14 protein-coding genes and 1 tRNA gene are annotated in these 16,197 nt (G+C 64.3%); 7 read left to right on the forward strand and 8 right to left on the reverse strand.

The features are described 5' to 3' along the window. Positions 1 to 9 precede the first annotated feature (9 nt). Positions 10 to 264, reverse strand: a complete 255-nt coding sequence (locus tag V5A53_RS06580) for a hypothetical protein (RefSeq protein WP_332312785.1) — start codon at positions 262 to 264, stop codon at positions 10 to 12. A 19-nt stretch (positions 265 to 283) separates the two neighbouring features. Here V5A53_RS06580 and V5A53_RS06585 point away from each other — a divergent pair, with 19 nt between their 5' ends. Continuing rightward, entirely contained in the window at positions 284 to 472 is a 189-nt protein-coding gene (locus tag V5A53_RS06585; RefSeq protein WP_332312798.1) for an ATP-binding protein, read from the forward strand. Between the two features lie 327 nt (positions 473 to 799). Here the strand turns inward: V5A53_RS06585 and fer are convergent, their stop codons facing one another. Further along, positions 800 to 1,471 carry a ferredoxin Fer gene (fer, locus tag V5A53_RS06590; RefSeq protein WP_332312786.1) on the reverse strand — a complete coding sequence of 224 codons (672 nt, stop codon included), beginning with the start codon at positions 1,469 to 1,471 and terminating at the stop codon, positions 800 to 802. Between the two features lie 103 nt (positions 1,472 to 1,574). Here fer and V5A53_RS06595 point away from each other — a divergent pair, with 103 nt between their 5' ends. Further along, positions 1,575 to 3,416 (forward strand): SLC13 family permease, encoded by a 1,842-nt coding sequence (locus V5A53_RS06595; RefSeq protein ID WP_332312787.1) that lies wholly within the window; start codon positions 1,575 to 1,577, stop codon positions 3,414 to 3,416. Here V5A53_RS06595 and V5A53_RS06600 read toward each other — a convergent pair. From V5A53_RS06600 to V5A53_RS06615, 4 genes are all read right to left on the reverse strand, one after another. Beyond that, a complete protein-coding gene (locus V5A53_RS06600; RefSeq protein WP_332312788.1) occupies positions 3,413 to 6,544 on the reverse strand; it encodes a hybrid sensor histidine kinase/response regulator in 3,132 nt (1,043 codons plus the stop codon). The two genes, V5A53_RS06595 and V5A53_RS06600, sit on opposite strands and share 4 nt — an antisense overlap. A 170-nt stretch (positions 6,545 to 6,714) precedes the next feature. After that, positions 6,715 to 6,788, reverse strand: a tRNA-Thr gene (locus V5A53_RS06605). Positions 6,789 to 6,874: 86 nt separating this feature from the next. Then, positions 6,875 to 7,381 carry a GNAT family N-acetyltransferase gene (locus tag V5A53_RS06610; RefSeq protein ID WP_332312789.1) on the reverse strand — a complete coding sequence of 169 codons (507 nt, stop codon included), beginning with the start codon at positions 7,379 to 7,381 and terminating at the stop codon, positions 6,875 to 6,877. 3 nt (positions 7,382 to 7,384) lie between these two features. Then, the gene (locus V5A53_RS06615) at positions 7,385 to 8,569 is read right to left on the reverse strand and encodes a phosphoglycerate kinase (RefSeq protein WP_332312790.1); all 1,185 of its coding nucleotides are present in this window, start codon (positions 8,567 to 8,569) and stop codon (positions 7,385 to 7,387) included. Positions 8,570 to 8,743: 174 nt separating this feature from the next. Between V5A53_RS06615 and V5A53_RS06620 the strand changes: the two genes are divergently transcribed. The 4 genes from V5A53_RS06620 to V5A53_RS06635 are packed head-to-tail and all read left to right on the forward strand — an operon-like array spanning position 8,744 to position 12,909. After that, positions 8,744 to 9,880, forward strand: coding sequence for a branched-chain amino acid ABC transporter permease (locus V5A53_RS06620; protein ID WP_332312791.1), 1,137 nt, complete (start codon positions 8,744 to 8,746; stop codon positions 9,878 to 9,880). After that, complete coding sequence (locus tag V5A53_RS06625) at positions 9,877 to 11,265, forward strand: branched-chain amino acid ABC transporter permease (protein ID WP_332312792.1); 1,389 nt, start codon at positions 9,877 to 9,879, stop codon at positions 11,263 to 11,265. The genes V5A53_RS06620 and V5A53_RS06625 overlap by 4 nt, the downstream gene beginning before the upstream one ends. Then, entirely contained in the window at positions 11,258 to 12,133 is an 876-nt protein-coding gene (locus V5A53_RS06630) for an ABC transporter ATP-binding protein (RefSeq protein ID WP_332312793.1), read from the forward strand. The genes V5A53_RS06625 and V5A53_RS06630 overlap by 8 nt, the downstream gene beginning before the upstream one ends. Next, the gene (locus tag V5A53_RS06635) at positions 12,130 to 12,909 is read left to right on the forward strand and encodes an ABC transporter ATP-binding protein (protein WP_332312794.1); all 780 of its coding nucleotides are present in this window, start codon (positions 12,130 to 12,132) and stop codon (positions 12,907 to 12,909) included. The genes V5A53_RS06630 and V5A53_RS06635 overlap by 4 nt, the downstream gene beginning before the upstream one ends. A gap of 65 nt (positions 12,910 to 12,974) precedes the next feature. On the opposite strand, the gene V5A53_RS06640 is transcribed toward V5A53_RS06635, so the two are convergent. Both V5A53_RS06640 and V5A53_RS06645 read right to left on the reverse strand, forming a co-directional pair. Beyond that, positions 12,975 to 14,273 (reverse strand): ABC transporter substrate-binding protein, encoded by a 1,299-nt coding sequence (locus V5A53_RS06640; protein ID WP_332312795.1) that lies wholly within the window; start codon positions 14,271 to 14,273, stop codon positions 12,975 to 12,977. Between the two features lie 140 nt (positions 14,274 to 14,413). Beyond that, positions 14,414 to 15,175 (reverse strand): GTP cyclohydrolase III, encoded by a 762-nt coding sequence (locus V5A53_RS06645; protein WP_332312796.1) that lies wholly within the window; start codon positions 15,173 to 15,175, stop codon positions 14,414 to 14,416. A gap of 119 nt (positions 15,176 to 15,294) precedes the next feature. Here V5A53_RS06645 and udk point away from each other — a divergent pair, with 119 nt between their 5' ends. Then, positions 15,295 to 15,879 (forward strand): uridine kinase, encoded by a 585-nt coding sequence (gene udk, locus V5A53_RS06650; RefSeq protein ID WP_332312797.1) that lies wholly within the window; start codon positions 15,295 to 15,297, stop codon positions 15,877 to 15,879. The last annotated feature ends 318 nt before the right edge of the window (positions 15,880 to 16,197 follow it).

Here is a 16,197-nt window from a genome sequence, read left to right on the forward strand (position 1 = left end):
CCTACTTGCTCACTCCGTTCGCTCCTTGAGGTCGGGGGCTCCACCTCGAAAATGCTGAAAACCGCCGAGGAGTCCCTCGAACGCATGGAGAAACTCATCGAGGAGGTCCTCACCCTCGCCCGACAGGGCAAGGACGTCGACGAGTTCGAACGCGTCGACCTCGAGGAGACCGTCAGTCTCGCGTGGAGCAGCGTCGACGAGATGTGGGCCGAACTCGAACACGGCGAGTTGCCGGATATCACCGCCGACGGCGAGCTTTTTCATCGAGGACGATGGCTCCGGCATCCCCAAGCACAAACGCGACGAGATCTTCGAGGCCGGCTTCACGACCGGCGACGACGGCACCGGCCTCGGGTTGGCTATCGTCCAGAGTATCGCCGAGGCTCACGGCTGGGATATCGAGGCGGCCGAAAGCTCCGCGGGCGGTGCCCGCTTCGAGATCACGGGCGTCCAGACGCTGGCCGACCGCTGACTACAGGATCGTGCCGAGATACGAGATCATCAGCAACACTACTCCGACGACCAGCGCGGTCAACAGGAACAGCCCACCCTTCTGCAAGAGGTACATACGATACTGTTGTCAATACATCAACTAAATATCCCAACAGCGCTTTCGGTATCTGAGAAGACCCCATTTCGAGGAGACGCACGCACCGAAACGCAGTGATACGGGGTGCGAGCCCGAAGACGAAGCCTATCGGCGGGTCGCCTCTAGGCGTTCGGGAGTACACCAGCCGTATATAAATACGTCCGATCGAACACGGTGCTCGAAAATCTATCACCGATCGTTTCCGTCGACTTAGTCGTCGGCTTTCGCTCGCTTGAACGGCCCCGGAGGTAGTCGCAGTTCCTCCAACTCGGGGAGGTGTTTGACGTTGTAGACGACGCGGAGCGTCTCCGTGAGCGGTTCGCCGACACAGGAGAGCCGGATGTCCCGGTCGACGAGTTCCGGCGGAAGGATGTGGTCGACCGGCTGTGAGAGTTCGCCCTCGACGACCTTGACCGCGCAGTTCGCACACGCGCCGCCCCGGCAGGCGAAGGGCCACGTGAAGCCGCGTTCCTCGGCGGCCTCCAGGAGGATCTCGCCGGGTTCGACGAGGAACCGGCCGTAATCGCGAGTATCGAGGTCCGCGTCGGCGGCCTTCTCGAAGAGGTCGTCGTCGGTCACCGACCAGCCGAAATCATCCAGCACCTCGTAATCGAGATACTCCACGCGCGAGGGCCGCTCCTCGGGCGGTTTCTCGACGGTCGGTTCGGGTTCGGGGGCCGACGCCGCCCCCGATTCCGACTCGGCGTCCTCGTCGACCTCTCCGTTCTGTATCGCCTCGTAGGCCCGCCGAACACGGCGGAACGCCTCCTGTGAGCCGCCGTGGTCCGGATGGGCGTCCTTGATCCGCTGGCGATAGGCCCGTTCGACCGTCTCCTCGTCGGCTCCGGGCTCGACTCCCAACACCTCGAACGGGGACGGCATTGCAGGAGAGTAGTCGGATGAGACGGATAAACCTCTGTACCGTAGCAATCTATGCTGGTGGTGTGGGACAACAGTAAAGAGGACGACCCGAGTCGGAACGTGCATGCCGGTTTTCGAGGTTTCGGGCGCCACCGTCGTGTTCCTCCTCATCGTTGCGGTGCTGGTGGCTTTCCTCACCGAAATCGTCCCGAACGACGTCACCGCTATCGGCGTCGTGGCCGCGCTCGTCATCCTCGAACCGTGGACCGGTGTGGGCTCCCGGGCCGCGATATCGGGCTTTGCCAACCCCGCGACGGTGACGATCATCGCGATGTACATGCTCAGCGCGGGCATCCAGAACACGGGGCTGGTCGAACGGCTCGGCATCTATCTCGCCGATCTGACCGCTGGCAAGGAGTTCCGCGCGCTCGTTGCGACCGTCTGTACGACCGGCCCCATCGCCGGCTTCGTGAACAACACGCCCGTCGTCGCCGTCTTCATCCCGATGGTCACCGACCTCGCCAGGAAGACCGATATGAGTCCGTCGAAACTCCTGTTGCCGCTGTCGTATGCCGCGATTCTCGGCGGGACGCTCACGCTCATCGGGACGTCGACCAATATCATCGCCAGCGACTTCGCCCGCCTTCTCATCGACGGCCGCGACGGCATCGGCATGTTCGAATTTACGGGCCTCGGCGTCCTGCTGTTGCTCGTCGGCCTCGCGTACCTGCTGACTGTCGGATGGCGGCTGACGCCCGCCCGCGTGCCGGTAGACAGCGACTCGGTCTCGGAGTTCGACCTCGAAAACTACCTCACGTTCATGGAGGTACGAGAGGCCTCCGAGGCCGTCGGCGTCTCCGTCGAAGCGTTCGACGAGGCATACCCCGACGTCCGCCTCCTGCAAGCCCGGCGTGACGGACGGGGCTATGCCGGACCACACTCCGACCGGCTCATCGAAGCGGGGGACAGGCTGGTCGTCCACGGCTCGCTGCAGGCCGTAAACCGGTTCCGGGAGGCGGCTGGCCTCGGCCAGCGGTCCCGCGAGGCCGTGACCGAGAAGACGTTCGAGGCGACGGCGACCGACGGCACGCTCGCGAAGGCAGTCGTGCCCGAACACTCACGATACGTCGGCGAGACGGTGGGCGAGACCGGCTTACACGACTATCACGAGACGAGCGTCCTCGCGGTGCGCCGCGGTGGCGAACTCCTCAGGACCGACCTCAAAGACCGGACGCTCCAGGCCGGCGACATGCTTCTGGTGCGGACGACGCCGGCGTCGATTCGATACTTCACCGACACGGGGGACCTCATCGTCGCCGACGAGCGCGCAATCGACCGCATGGCGAGCACGGACATCGCGGAACTCGCACCGCTGTCCCCGAAGGCGCCGGTGGCGGTCGGCATCCTCGCGGGCGTCGTCGGACTCGCGGCACTGGACGTCCTCCCCATCGTCATCGCCGCGCTGGCGGGCGTCGTCGCGATGGTCGTCACCGGCTGTCTGACGACCGCGGACGCCTACGGGGCGGTCTCGTGGAACATCGTCTTTCTGCTCGCTGGCGTCATCCCGCTCGGTCTCGCCCTCGAATCGACCGGTGGTGCGGCCGCCGTCGCGCAGTTCCTCGTCGCGACGGGAGAGGTACTCCCACTTCTCGGCGTGCTGTTCGTACTCTATGCGGTCGTCGGATTACTGGCAAGCATCATCACGCCGGTCGCGACGGCCGTGCTCATGATTCCGGTCGGCGTCGACGCCGCCGCCCGCCTCGGCGCCAACGAGTTCGCATTCCTCCTGGCGGTGATGTTCGCCTCGGCGACGTCCTTCATGACGCCCGTCGGCTACCAGACGAACCTGATGGTGTACGGTCCCGGCGGCTACGAGTTCTCGGATTTCCTCAGGGTCGGCGGCCCGCTGCAACTGTTGCTTGGCGTCGTCGCGACCGTGGGAATCGCTATCGGCTGGGGTCTCTAGGGAGACGAGACGCCCGATATCTCGAACCGTGCCCCGCCGGCGTCCGATTCGGTGAGCCGGATCTCCCACCCGTGTGCCTCGACGATCTGTTTGACGATGCTCAGGCCGAAGCCGGTTCCTTCCTCGCTCGTCGAGTACCCGGCTTCGAACACCCCGTCCCGTGACTCGGGCGGGATGCCAGTTCCGTCGTCTTCGATGTAGAACCCGCCATCGAGGTCGCCGACGGTGACCGTCACGCCCTCGCCGCCGTGCTCGACAGCCTCCTCCTGAGCCTGCGAAGAAGGGCTTGTGGAGTCATGCTCCACAGCGTCCTCGTGAGTCTGCGAACGCGGGCTCGTCGAACCGTGTTCGACGGCGTTTCGAAAGAGGTTCTCGAGGAGTTGCTGGAGGCGGCCCCGGTTCGCCTCCACGACGCGGTCGGACTCGATTCGCAGCGTGGCGTCGCCGGTCGAGACGTTCTCCCAGCATTGGCGTGTGACGGTCTCGAGGGGGACCGATTCGAGGTCGCCGACCACGTCGCCCTGTCGGGCGAGGGTAAGGAGGTCATCGATCAGCGAATCCATCCGGTCGAGTGCCTGTTCGACCGGGTCGAGATGCGTGGTATCACAGTCCTCTTGTGCCAGTTCGAGGCGTCCCGACGCGACGCTCAGCGGGTTCCGGAGGTCGTGGGAGACGATGCTCGCGAACTCCTCGAGCCTGTCGTTCTGTCGGGTCAGTTCGCGTTCGCGGTCCCGGAGTCGTTCCGTCCGTTCGATCTGTTCGAGGGCTGTCGTGATGCTTCCAGCCAGGATCTTCCCGAGCGCGATGTCCTCCTCGTCGAACGCGTTCGGCGTCAGCGAGCCGGCGATCAGGATGCCGTGGTCGTCGAGCGGGAGATGGAGTTCGCTTCGGATCTGCGTCTCCGGGTTGTAAACGTCCGAATCGTCGTGAACGTCGTCGATAGCGAGGGCGTTCCCCTCGTCGTAGGCTCGCCACGCGATGGCACTCCCCGGCGTGAAGGTCGGCGGGTCACCCACCCACTCGGAGATGGCCTCGGTCATCGCAACCGGCTTCAGGACGTCCCGTTCGTCGTTTGCGAGATAGATGGCATTGGCGTCGAGCCCGAGGATGTCGCGTGCGGCCTCGACCCCGATCTCCGCGACGCGCTCGCGGGACTCGGCGCCGATCAGGCTCTGGGCGCGCTCGCTGAGCGCTTCGAGTCGCTGTTCGTACTCCTTCTGTTCGGTGACGTCCCGGTACATCCAGAGATGGCCCGACCTGTCCGGGAGCTCGACCGGAACGTGGCTCCGGGTGAACGTTCGACCGTCCCGAAGCGTGAGTTCCTCGTCTGTCGTGGCGACCCGCTCGTCGACGAGTTCGTTGATACGCTCGACGAAGGCGTCCGGGTCGGCGAACATATCGCTGACCTGCTCGGCGACGTGTTCGCAGTTGGCTCCGATGAAATCGTCCGGTGTTCCGTCCATTTCGAAGAGGTCGAACAGTCGCTGGTTGGCTGCCAGCACCTCCCGGTCGTCGTCTTCAGCCAGCACCGCGACGGGCAGCGTCTCCAGAAGCGACGAGAGGACCGCGTTCGTCCATTCGAGTTCGCGCTCGTGTTCCTTCTGCTCGGTGATGTCGCGGTCCGAAACGAGGACTGAGACGACCTCGCCTTCGTCGCTCGTGACCGGCCGAAACACGCCCTCGACGGTGTAGGGGTCGCCGTTGGGGTGTTCGAGGTCGACCTCGTACTCGACGTACTCACCAGCGGCCGCCCGGCCGATCCAGTCCCGAACCTTCGTCTGTACGGCCTCCGAGTGGGCGAACCATGGGGTCGTCCAGAACGGCTGGTCGCGGAACTCCTCGAAGGACTGCTCGATGTATCCCAGTGCCGTCTCGTTGACGTCCTGTACGGTCCCGTCGGTATCCAACAGCCCCACCCGGATGTTCGGGTCGTTGAACACCGCCTGATACCGGCGTTCCTTCCGCTGGAGTTCCCTCTCTCGGACTTTCCGTTCGGTGATGTCGCGGATGATGCCGACGAACAACCGCTCGCCCTCATAGGTCACCTCCCCGAACGTGACCGAGAGAGGAATCGACGACCCGTCGCGGTGTCGGCCTTCGAGTTCGGTGTATTCCCACTCGAGGGTTCGCTCGCCGGTGTCGAGGTAGCGTTCGAAGGCGGCGGTGTGCCGTTCCGCTACGTCCGCTGACATCAGCGTCGTCACCGGTTCGCTGACCAACTCCTCGGGCGTGTAGCCGAACGTGTCCTCGACTGCGGGGTTGACAGATTCGATTCGGCCGTCCTCGTCGACCATGATGATCGTGTTCGTCGCCGCTTGCACCACGGCGCGGTATCGTTCGAGTTCCTGCTGTTGGGTTCGCTGTTCCATGACGTCCTGAAACTGCGAGAAGATCGCGATGATCTCGTCGGCATCGTTCGTCACGACCCAGTTGTGCCACTCACAGAGGACGTGTTCGCCGTCCTTCCGGGCGTTCTCGGTCACCGCGTGGTAGCCGCCTCCGTTCTCGAGTAGGGCCTCGACGACGGCGGCTGTCTCCGACAGGTCGCTTTCGGCGACGATGGCCTCCCAAGAGCGACCGTGGAGTTCGCCTTCGTCGTATCCGAGGATATCGGTCGCGGCTTCGTTGACGCGGACGATGTCGAACTCGTCGTTCCACTCGATGACGCCGAGCGGCGACTCCTCGAAGAACAGCGAGAGGCGTTCCCTGCTCGCCTCGAGGGCGTATTTCGAGCGGTACTGGTCGACGGCGTTGAGCACGCGGTTCGCCAGCACCGTGTACTGGCTCGATGTGGTCTGCTTCTGGAGGTAATCGGTCACGCCCGCCGATATCGCGTCGCTTGCGACCTCTTCGCTCCCCTTCCCGGTGTACAGGATGAACGGGAGGTCGGGGTACTCCGCGCGGACGGCTTCGAGGAACTCGATACCGTTCGTCCCCGGCATATCGTAATCCGAGACGATGCAGTCGACCTCGTTGGCGGCGAGAAATTCCAGTCCCGTCTCGGGTTTCGTCGCTGTCTCGACCTCGATTCGGTCGTCCTCACGCTCGAGGAACGTGCCGGCCAACTCCGCGAAATCGGGGTCGTCATCGACGTGGAGGACGGTGATCCGGTCGGTACCTGTACTCATAAATCAGAACGTGTTAACTATTCAACGGGCCCCCGTAACTTAAGGGATAGCCACGAAGGGGGCCGTTACCGTAACGCGGTCCGTCCACGAAAAGGGCCGGATGGAGGCCAGCAAGACGGTCGTGGTATCGGCACTGACCAGGGGCTGTTGGCGAAGGTTTGGGGTGAGAAAGCCAGGGGTGGGATTTGAACCCACGAACTCCCGATTACAAGTCGGGTGCTTGGACCACCCAAGCTCCCCTGGCGCGAGTCACACGAACGGGTGTATCCCTCTCTCGGTGAGCGCCAGTACGAATCGGCGCTCACCGAAAACCCGTTACACCCGTTCGTATCACCCTTGTCGGTCGTCTTTTGTGAGGCTATCGCTTTCGGCCGACTTTTCCAGTTCGATGCGGTGTGGGGTATAGCCGTGTCGACGATAGAACGCGCGGGCGCGTTCGTTGGTCGCCATCGACTGTAGGGCGACCGCGTCGACACCCATCGCCGCCAACCGCTCCTCGGCGGCCGAAAGCAGATCGCTGCCGATGCCCTCGCCGCGGTGGTCCTCACTGACGAAGATGTTGTGAATCTGGCCTCGCACGGTGTCCTGCTCGAAGGTCTCCGATTCGCGGCCGAAGGTGACGAAACCGACGATTCGGTCGCCATCCCGGGCCACGAACGCGGTGTCCGCGACGACCTGCTGGAGCAGTATCTCGACCATCCGGTCGCGGTTGGCCTCGGGGTCGAGATGGGAGCCGTAGGCCCGCTGGTCGGTGGCGAGGTCGACCCACAGGTCTGCCATCGTCTCGGCGTCGTCGCTTCGGGCGGGGTCGATACGATAGGTGTCGTCGTCGGACACGGGCTACTGGTCGAGGGCTTCGACGCCGGCCAGCGTCTCGCCGGTGAGCATCTTGAGGGCGGCGCCGCCGCCGGTCGAGACGTGGTCGAAGCCGTCGACGCCGAGGCCGCGAAGCGCCGCGGCGGTGTCGCCGCCGCCGACGATACTCATCTCCGAGCGGGTCGCCGCGTTGTAGAGTTCGCGGGTGCCCTCCTCGAAGAGCGGGTCCTCGAAGACGCCGGCGGGCCCGTTGAGGATGGCGGTACCGGAATCTTCGAGGATGTCGGCGTAGGCGGCAAGCGTTCGAGCGCCGATGTCCATCGCGGGTTCCGCCGCGGGGAGTTCGTCGAGGCCGATCTCGACGCGCTCGTCGTCGCGTTCGACGGCGACGTCGCGGGGCATGTAGATGCGGTGGCTGAAATCGTCCAGCAGGTCGCCGGCCTGTCGGACGGCCTCGTGGCTGCGCTCGTTGACGACGGCGGCGGAGGCCGCACCGAGGGAGACGCCATCCGCAAGCAGGAACGCGTTGCCGACGATGCCGGCGGTGAGGACGGCGTCGGCGAGGCCGCGTCGCAGGACCGAGCGGGCGACGTCGATGGAATCGTCGACTTTGGCACCGCCGAGGACGTACACGCGCGGTTCGGGACTCTCGTCGATGTTGCCGAGGACGTCGATCTCCTCTTCCATGACGCGGCCGGCGTAGGACGGAAGCGTCTCGGGGAAGCCGACGATGGATGCCTGGCGGCGGTGGGCCGCCGCGAAGGCGTCGTTGACGTAGGCGTCGAGCGCGGGGGAGAGTTTGGCGACGAGGTGGGTCTCGGCGGCCGCCTCGGCGTCGAGGGACATGTACTCCTCCGAGTAGAAGCGGGTGTTCTCCAGCAGGACGGCTTCGCCGTCGTCGAGGGCATCGATGCGCTCGCGGGCGCCCGAGGAGAAGGTGGTATCACAGTAGTCGACGGGACAATCGAGGAGTTCGTCGAGACGGTCGGCGTGGGTCGAGAGGTCGGCGAACTCGTCGCCGCCGGGGCGGCCCTGATGGGCCAGGAGGGCCACGCGAGCGTTCCGGGAACTGAGTTCTTCGATAGTATCGACGTGGGCGCGAAGCCGAGCATCGTCGGCCAACTCGTCGTCCTCGAGTGGGCTATTGATGTCGACGCGAACCCCGAGTGCCGCCCCCTCGGCATCGAGGTCGTCGAGCGTCCGTATCATACGTTTGGGTCCCCGCGGGGTCCGCATAGGCGTTTTGTTCCTGGGTCGCCTTCGGCGGACCGCCGATTCCAGTCGTTACGGCCGTCAATGTCCGACAATTAAAGCACGCGAGCGAAGCGGTAACGAAGGTTTATTTATTGCTTGGAATCCGAAGGTACTGCGTGAACTCGACTCATGGATGTAGCTGAGACATATTCGACCGGCAGGCGAGTCCTAGTCGAACGTCCAGCGGTCGCGCTGCTGGGTGTCGTGCTTCTGTACCTGCTCGTCGATCTGATACTGAAAACGGTTGACGTGTCCGTACAACTCGGCGGGATTCACCTCATCGGCGGCGAACTCGCCGTCTCACGGTTAGGCCGGTTCCTGCTCGACGGACTCATCGTCGGGTTGGTCGTCGGTCTCGCCGGGGTCGGACTCTCGATGACGTACAGCATCCTCAACTTCGCCAACTTCGCTCACGGGGATTACATCACGACGGGCGCCTTCTCAGGCTGGCTCACCGCGTACGTGGTCGGTTTCATCACGCTTTCCGTCGATGCCCCGTTCGGCGACATCTTCCTGTTCGGCGAATCGTCCCTTATTTCGGTCACGAACGCTCCGGTCGCGGTCGTTCTCGGTCTCATCGCTTCTGGCCTCGGGACGGTTGCTATCGTGCTGTTGCTCGACAGGTGGGTCTACCGGCCGATGCGCGACAAGGGCGGCATCCCGCTTTTGATTGCCTCTATCGGTGTGGCGCTGGCGCTGCGATACGCCATCGTGTTCGTTTTCGGCACCAGTTCGGCCGGTCTGACGTCGACCAGTGATATCCCGCAGTTCGACATCCCGCTCAGTGACGGAACGGTCCCTATCGACCTTCACGAGATCACGCTCATCGTCGCCGCCATCGTGCTCATGTTCGGGATTCACTTCCTGCTACAGCGGACCAAACTCGGCAAGGCGATGCGGGCGATGGCAGACAACAAGGACCTCGCGCAGGTGACCGGCATCCCGACCGAACGCGTCATCCGCGCGACGTGGATCATCGGCGGCGGACTCGCCGGCATCGCTGGCTTCCTCATCGTGCTGGAACGCGGCGTCATCAGCTTCAACATGGGCTGGCGGCTTCTGCTTCTCATCTTCGCCGGCGTCATCTTGGGCGGTATCGGGAGCGTCTACGGGGCGATGGCCGGCGGCATCATCATCGGCATCGCCTCCCGCGTCTCGCTTGTGTGGATTCCCTCCGACTTCGCACGCGTCGCCGCGTTCACCGTCATGATTCTCGTCTTGCTCTATCGGCCCGAAGGGCTGTTCGGGGGGGTGAAGACGGCATGAGCGTCGGCCAGCGACTCTGGAGTGCTGTTCCGGAATCCATCAAGGAAGACGACACGCGACTCATCATCGCCATCCTTGCCGGTACCTACCTCATCTACGCAATCTCGCAGGTGTACCTCGCCACGGTGAATAACGCGGACGTGTTCCCGGCGGTCGCCAACTCTCTGCAGAACCTCACCTTCCTCATCGCCGTCTACGCCATCATGGCACTGGCGTTGAACCTCCACTGGGGATACACCGGCCTCTTCAATATCGGGATTGCCGGGTTCATGGCGGTCGGCGTCTACTCGATGTCGATTCTGGCCGCTCCGCCGGGTGGCTCGCCGCCCGGATTCGGCCTCCCCGTCCCGGTCGCCATTCTCGGTGCCCTCGTCATTACGGCAATCGTCGGTGGCATCGCGGCGCTGCCAGCGCTCCAACTCGAAGCCGACTACCTCGCTATCGTCACGGTCGGCCTCTCGGAGATCATCCGACTCGTACTTCAGGCCAGTTACTTCTCCGGGACGGTCACCGACCCCGAGTCCGGCAGCTACAACGTCGTCGAGATTTTCGGCCTCAAGTTCGGGACCGGTGGTGGACAGGGTATCAACACCCCGACATCCTCGCCGTCGGCTTACATCTACGGGCCGAGCGGTGACCCGAACGGACTCGGCGAACTCGTCTACGGCATCGGCGAGTCCCTGGGCGTCAACGCCAGCGTCGTCAACGGCTTCACCTACGGGATGTTCCTGCTGGTGTTCGTCATGACGGCGTACTACGTCCTTCTGGTCCGCATCGGGAACTCCCCGTTCGGCCGCGTTCTGAAGGCCATCCGCGAGGACGAACTCGTCGCCCAGTCGCTCGGCAAGGACACCCGCTGGTTCAAGATCAAGGTCTTCATGGTCGGCTGTGCGCTGATGGGCCTCGGCGGCATCCTCTGGCAGGGCTCGTTCGGCTTCGTCAACCCCAACACCTTCCGCCCCATCGTGACCTTCTACATCTTCACCGCGCTCATCGTCGGCGGGTCGGGGTCGAACACCGGCAGCGTCATCGGCGGCGCCGTCTTCGCGGCGTTCCTCTTCGAGGGGCCGCGCCAACTGGCACGGGTCGTCGAAGCCGCCACAGAGGGCCTGCTGGTCACGGTTTCGGGCCCCGGAGCCTCGATGCCCTCGCCGAACAACTTCTATGCGGCCTTCAGTACGCTGGAGCCGCTGGGATGGCTCGGCTACACCATCGACAACATCAGTTCACTCCGGTTCATCTTCCTCGGTGTCGTGTTGGTCTACCTGATGCAGAACCGCTCCGACGGCCTGCTCGGCCACCGGAAGGAGACCGCCGCGAGCGTCGACCTCAGCGAACGCGAGGGCAGGGCCGCGGCAACCGACGGGGGTGAGACCGATGAGTGACACACCGGGCGCCGCTGGCGGGCCGGAAGCGAAAGACCCCGAAGAACTGCCCGACGTCGAGGAAAGCGACGTCGAGAAGGCCGCACAGGAGACGCCGCGCGGCCTGCCTCTGCGCGTACAGAACCTCGAAAAGCGCTTCGGCGGCATCACCGCCGTCGACGGCGTCTCCTTCGAGGTCGAAGAGGGCTCGCTGACGGGGCTTATCGGCCCGAACGGCGCCGGCAAATCGACGACGTTCAACTGCATCACCGGCGTCCACGATGCCGACGGCGGGACGGTCCTATTCAAAGGCGAGGACATCACGGGACGGAAGCCCCACGAGATCGCCAACCGCGGGCTGGTCCGGACGTTCCAGATCGCCCGGGAACTCGAAGAGATGACCGTCCTCGAGAACCTGATGCTCGCACCCCGCGGACAGGTCGGCGAGAAGCTCTACAAATCGGTGACGCCGGGCCTCCGCGGTGAGGTAATCGAACAGGAGATCGATATCCGCGAGGAGGTCTGGGAGACCCTGGAGTTCTTCGAGATCGACCACCTCGCCGAGGAGTACGCGGGCAACCTCTCGGGCGGCCAGCGGAAACTGCTCGAACTCGCTCGGGCGCTGATGGTCGACCCCGACGTACTCCTTCTGGACGAGCCGTTTGCTGGCGTGAACCCGTCGCTGGAGGAGAAGCTCCTCGACCGGGTGCACGCGCTCCGCGAGCAGGGCTACACGTTCCTGCTCGTCGAACACGACATGGACCTCATCATGGAGAACTGCGAACACGTCATCGTCATGCACCAGGGCAAGCTCCTCGCCGAGGGGCCGCCCGAGGAGATACGGAACAACGAACAGGTCATCGAGGCATATCTGGGTGAGGACATATGAGCTCGGGAACTGGCGACCAGCGGGACGTCTCGGAAGCGAGCGTCAACGCGACGGATTTCACGACGGCCGACGACAGCCTCCTGCAGGTGGGGGACCTCGACGCCGGCTACGGGGACCTACAGATCCTCGAAGGCGTCGATATGAACGTCGAGGACGGCGAGTACGTCACCATCGTCGGCCCCAACGGCGCCGGCAAGTCGACCGTGATGAAATCCATCTTCGGGTTGACGAGCCACATGGGCGGCACCATCGAGTTCGACGGCAAGGACATCACCGGTGAAAAACCCGAGGAGATCATCCACAAGGGCCTCGGCTACGTCCCCCAGTCGGACAACATCTTCTCGTCGCTGTCGGTCCTGGAGAACCTCGAGATGGGCGCCTACATCCTCGATGAGGTGCCCCAGGAGCGACTCGACGAGGTGTTCGACCGGTTCCCGATTCTGGAGGAACGGAAGGGTCAGAAAGCCGGCACGATGTCCGGTGGCCAACAGCAGATGCTGGCGATGGGTCGAGCGCTGATGCTCGACCCCGACCTGCTGATGCTGGACGAACCCTCGGCGGGACTGGCCCCCGACCTCGTCGATGACATGTTCGACCGCATCGACCGCATCAACGAGGCCGGGACGGCCGTCCTCATGGTCGAACAGAACGCCAAGGAGGCCCTGCGTCGCTGTGACCGCGGCTACGTCCTCGTGCAGGGCCAGAACCGCTTTATGGACTCCGGGGACGCCCTGCTGAACGACCAGCAGGTCCGTCAGGAGTTCCTCGGCGGCTAAGCGACACCGCCGACTTTTCGTCTCGTCTCGACCTCGAAAGAAAGAACTCGGGTTTCGAACTCGGCTTACTGACCGAAGGCGACGGAGTCGACTTCGGTGAAGTCGCGGTCTTCGACCTCGTAGATACCGTAGGAGACGGCGACCATGTCACCGTCGTCGTTGAAGTCCGTCGCAGACGAGGCACCCTGGTAGTTGATGTCGTCGCCGGCGTCGGCGGCCTCGATGGCCTCCGCGAGTTCGCCGGGGCCGAACTCCTCGCCTTCGGGGTTCGCGGCCCGCCGCATGTTGTCGCGGACGGCCGTCCCGTCGTTCTCGCCGGCGTAGACGTTGGCGAGCAGGCAGATGGCCGTCGCGTCGTAGGCGTGAGCGTTGAAGACGCCGGGCGAGCGGTCGTACTCGTTCTGGTAGAGTTCGTCGAAGGCCTCGCGGCCGGGACCGCTGGATTTCGGCGCGGTACCGGTCACGTTGCCCATATCGTTGTCGACGTTGTCCGGAAGCTCGTTGTCGATGAGACCGTCCGTGACGACGATGTCCTCGCCGCTGTCGAAGTCGCTGTAGTAGTCACGGAACAGCTGGTTGCCGGATTCCGGGTAACCGATGACGACGACCAGTTCCGGTTCGTCCCCGAGTGCGGACTCCAGCTGGGACGTGTAGGAACTCTGCTGCTGTTCGAAGGATACCTGCGTTTGGACCTCGCCGTCGTATTCCGACTCGAACGTGTCGGCGAAGGACTGCGAGAGCGCCTGCCCGTAGTCGTTGTTGACGTAGAGCGTCGCGGCGGTGGAGGCGCCGAGGTTCTCGGCACCGACCTGCGCGATGACCTGGCCCTGCAGCGCGTCCGAGGGGGCGGTCCGGAAGATGTAGTCGTCGTCGTCGAGGCCCGTCACGGCGGGCGACGTCGAGGACGGCGAACAGCCGACCGTCGAGTTCGGGATGAGCGACTGCTGGGTCACCTGCATGTTCACACCGGAGGAAGCCGGGCCCGTAACGGCCGGATAGCCGGCGTCGATGAGGGCGTCGGCACCGGAGATACCGGCCTGCGGGTTCGTCTCGGTGTCCTCTTCGCTGATGTCGATAGTGTAGTTGGTCGCCCCTTCCAGTTCCGCGGCCGGCAGGATGGCGCCGTCGCGGATCGGCTGACCGAGGTTCGCGAGGTCGCCCGAGAGCGGCAGCAGGACACCCTGCTTGAGTTCGCGGCCACCGTTGCCGCCGTTCCCGTTCCCGTTTCCGTTACCGTTCCCATTGCCGTTGCCGTTGCCGTTTCCGTTGCCGTTACCGTCCCCAAGACAGCCGGCGATGGCAACGGTGGCGCCGGCGGCTCCGGCGCCCTTCAGTACATCGCGTCGTTTGATGTTGCGTGGCATACCGGGTGGCTATATAAACCGGTAGCTTATAAATGTGCGCCTCATCGATGTCGGACGAGTATTTGAATAACCGGTTGTTTCCCACTGCCGTCCCCGGGATTCTGACGACGGACTCGTACGGTCCGTTACCACCGACCGTATCAGTTGCCGAACTCGACGACGGTGTTCTCCTCGCGGCAGGTTTCGAGGGCGTGCTTTGCGGCCATGCCGGCCGACTGGGCGTTGTCCGCAGCGCCAACACCGACCTTCAGATCGACGCCGACGGCTTCCTGGACGTGTTCGATGGCATCGGTAAAGCCCTCGTGGTCGACGTCGCTACAGACGGAGATGATGTTGTCGCCGCCGACGAAGAACGAGGGCGACTGGTGGGCCCGCCACATGTACCGCATCAACTCGGCGTAGCCCTGCTCGATGTTGATGAAGGAGTCGAACTCGTTGAGTTGGTCGGTGTATTTCGCGGTCGCGTCGTTGACGTCGAAGTGGGCGACCTGTACGTCCCCGTCGGTGCGTTCGGTCTCCGGAACGGGATCCCCTCGGAGGATCTCGGTTCGGCCTTTGTCCTGTGCGCTCCCAGCGTTCTGCAACTGGTCGGTTGCGACCCCGAGAGCTTCCCCCGGTGCGGGGTCGGCGGCGATGCTCAGGCTGACCGTCACCGGATACCGGTTTCCGATCGATTCCTGGATCAGCGCGTGGGTGTCGGTATCCAGCCCGTTGGTCACCGCGATCATGTTGTCGAAACGGGTGAAGAAGACGTAGCCGTCGCGGTTACCGATGAGTTGTGAGAGGTCGGCATACAGTCGCGACTGAAGCGTCTGGAGGTCGGGTTCGCGGCGTGGCTCGGGCGTGACGGTCCACGGCCCGTAGTTGTCTATCTGGATGAGCGTTACCTGCGTGTTCGTCACGCGAGGGAGTTAGCAACCCGCCGGTATTTGCCTTACCATCCGTACCGACCCCAGCGAGCCCCATCCGACGTTCGCCCGGCCACGACGGCCTTTTGAGGGACCCAACCGACGCTTCTCGCATGCTCATCGGTATCGCCGGCGGTTCGGGGGCCGGCAAGACCACCGTCGCCCAGCAGATCACGGAGGACGTCGCCGACGTGCGCGTTCTCCCCCTCGACAACTACTACCGGGACCGGTCGACGCTCCCGCCGGCAGAACGCGCTCGCATCAATTACGACCATCCCGACGCCTTCGATTGGGAACTCGTCCGCGACCACCTCGATGCGCTCGAATCGGGCGACCCCATCGAGATGCCGCAGTACGACTTCGAGGACCACTGCCGCACCGACGCGACGGTCCACGTCGACCCCGCTCCCGTCGTCGTCATCGAGGGTATCCTCGCACTCTACGATCAGGCCGTCCGCGAACGGCTCGACCTCCGACTCTACGTCGAGACCGATGCCGACGTGCGCGTCCTCCGCCGGATCCAGCGCGACGTCGAGGAACGGGGCCGCGACCTCTCGGGCGTCATCGACCAGTACCTTTCGACGGTCAAGCCCATGCACGAACAGTTCGTCCGCCCCACCAAACGGGACGCCCACCTCGTCATCCCCGAAGGGGCTAACGAGAAGGCCGTGGAACTGCTTCGGAATCGTATCGCTTGAGCCACTTTTTGCACCTCCTTCGCGCGCCTTTGGCGCGCTCAGTCGGGCAAAAACGTGGGGAAAATATGCGCGCGTCCTCCTTCCGCGCGGCCTGACGGCCGCGCTCCAGTCCGTGCGCGCTACGGCGCCTCACTTCGTTCGGCGCCGCGAACCGCCTCGGGGGCGACCTTCGGACGCCCCCTCGACGGATGCTATTTCGGGTTCTTGTATCAGCAAGCTTTGAAGTACCTCATGCGCAGACTTCCTCGGAAGAAGTCGAAGCAATGTCCGCGAGCGCGCTGAAGGCGTGCGAGCGGTTCACCGCGCGACCGGAGGGAG

Source organism: Natronomonas sp., assembly GCF_036625485.1.
Classification (GTDB): Archaea; Halobacteriota; Halobacteria; order Halobacteriales; family Haloarculaceae; genus Natronomonas.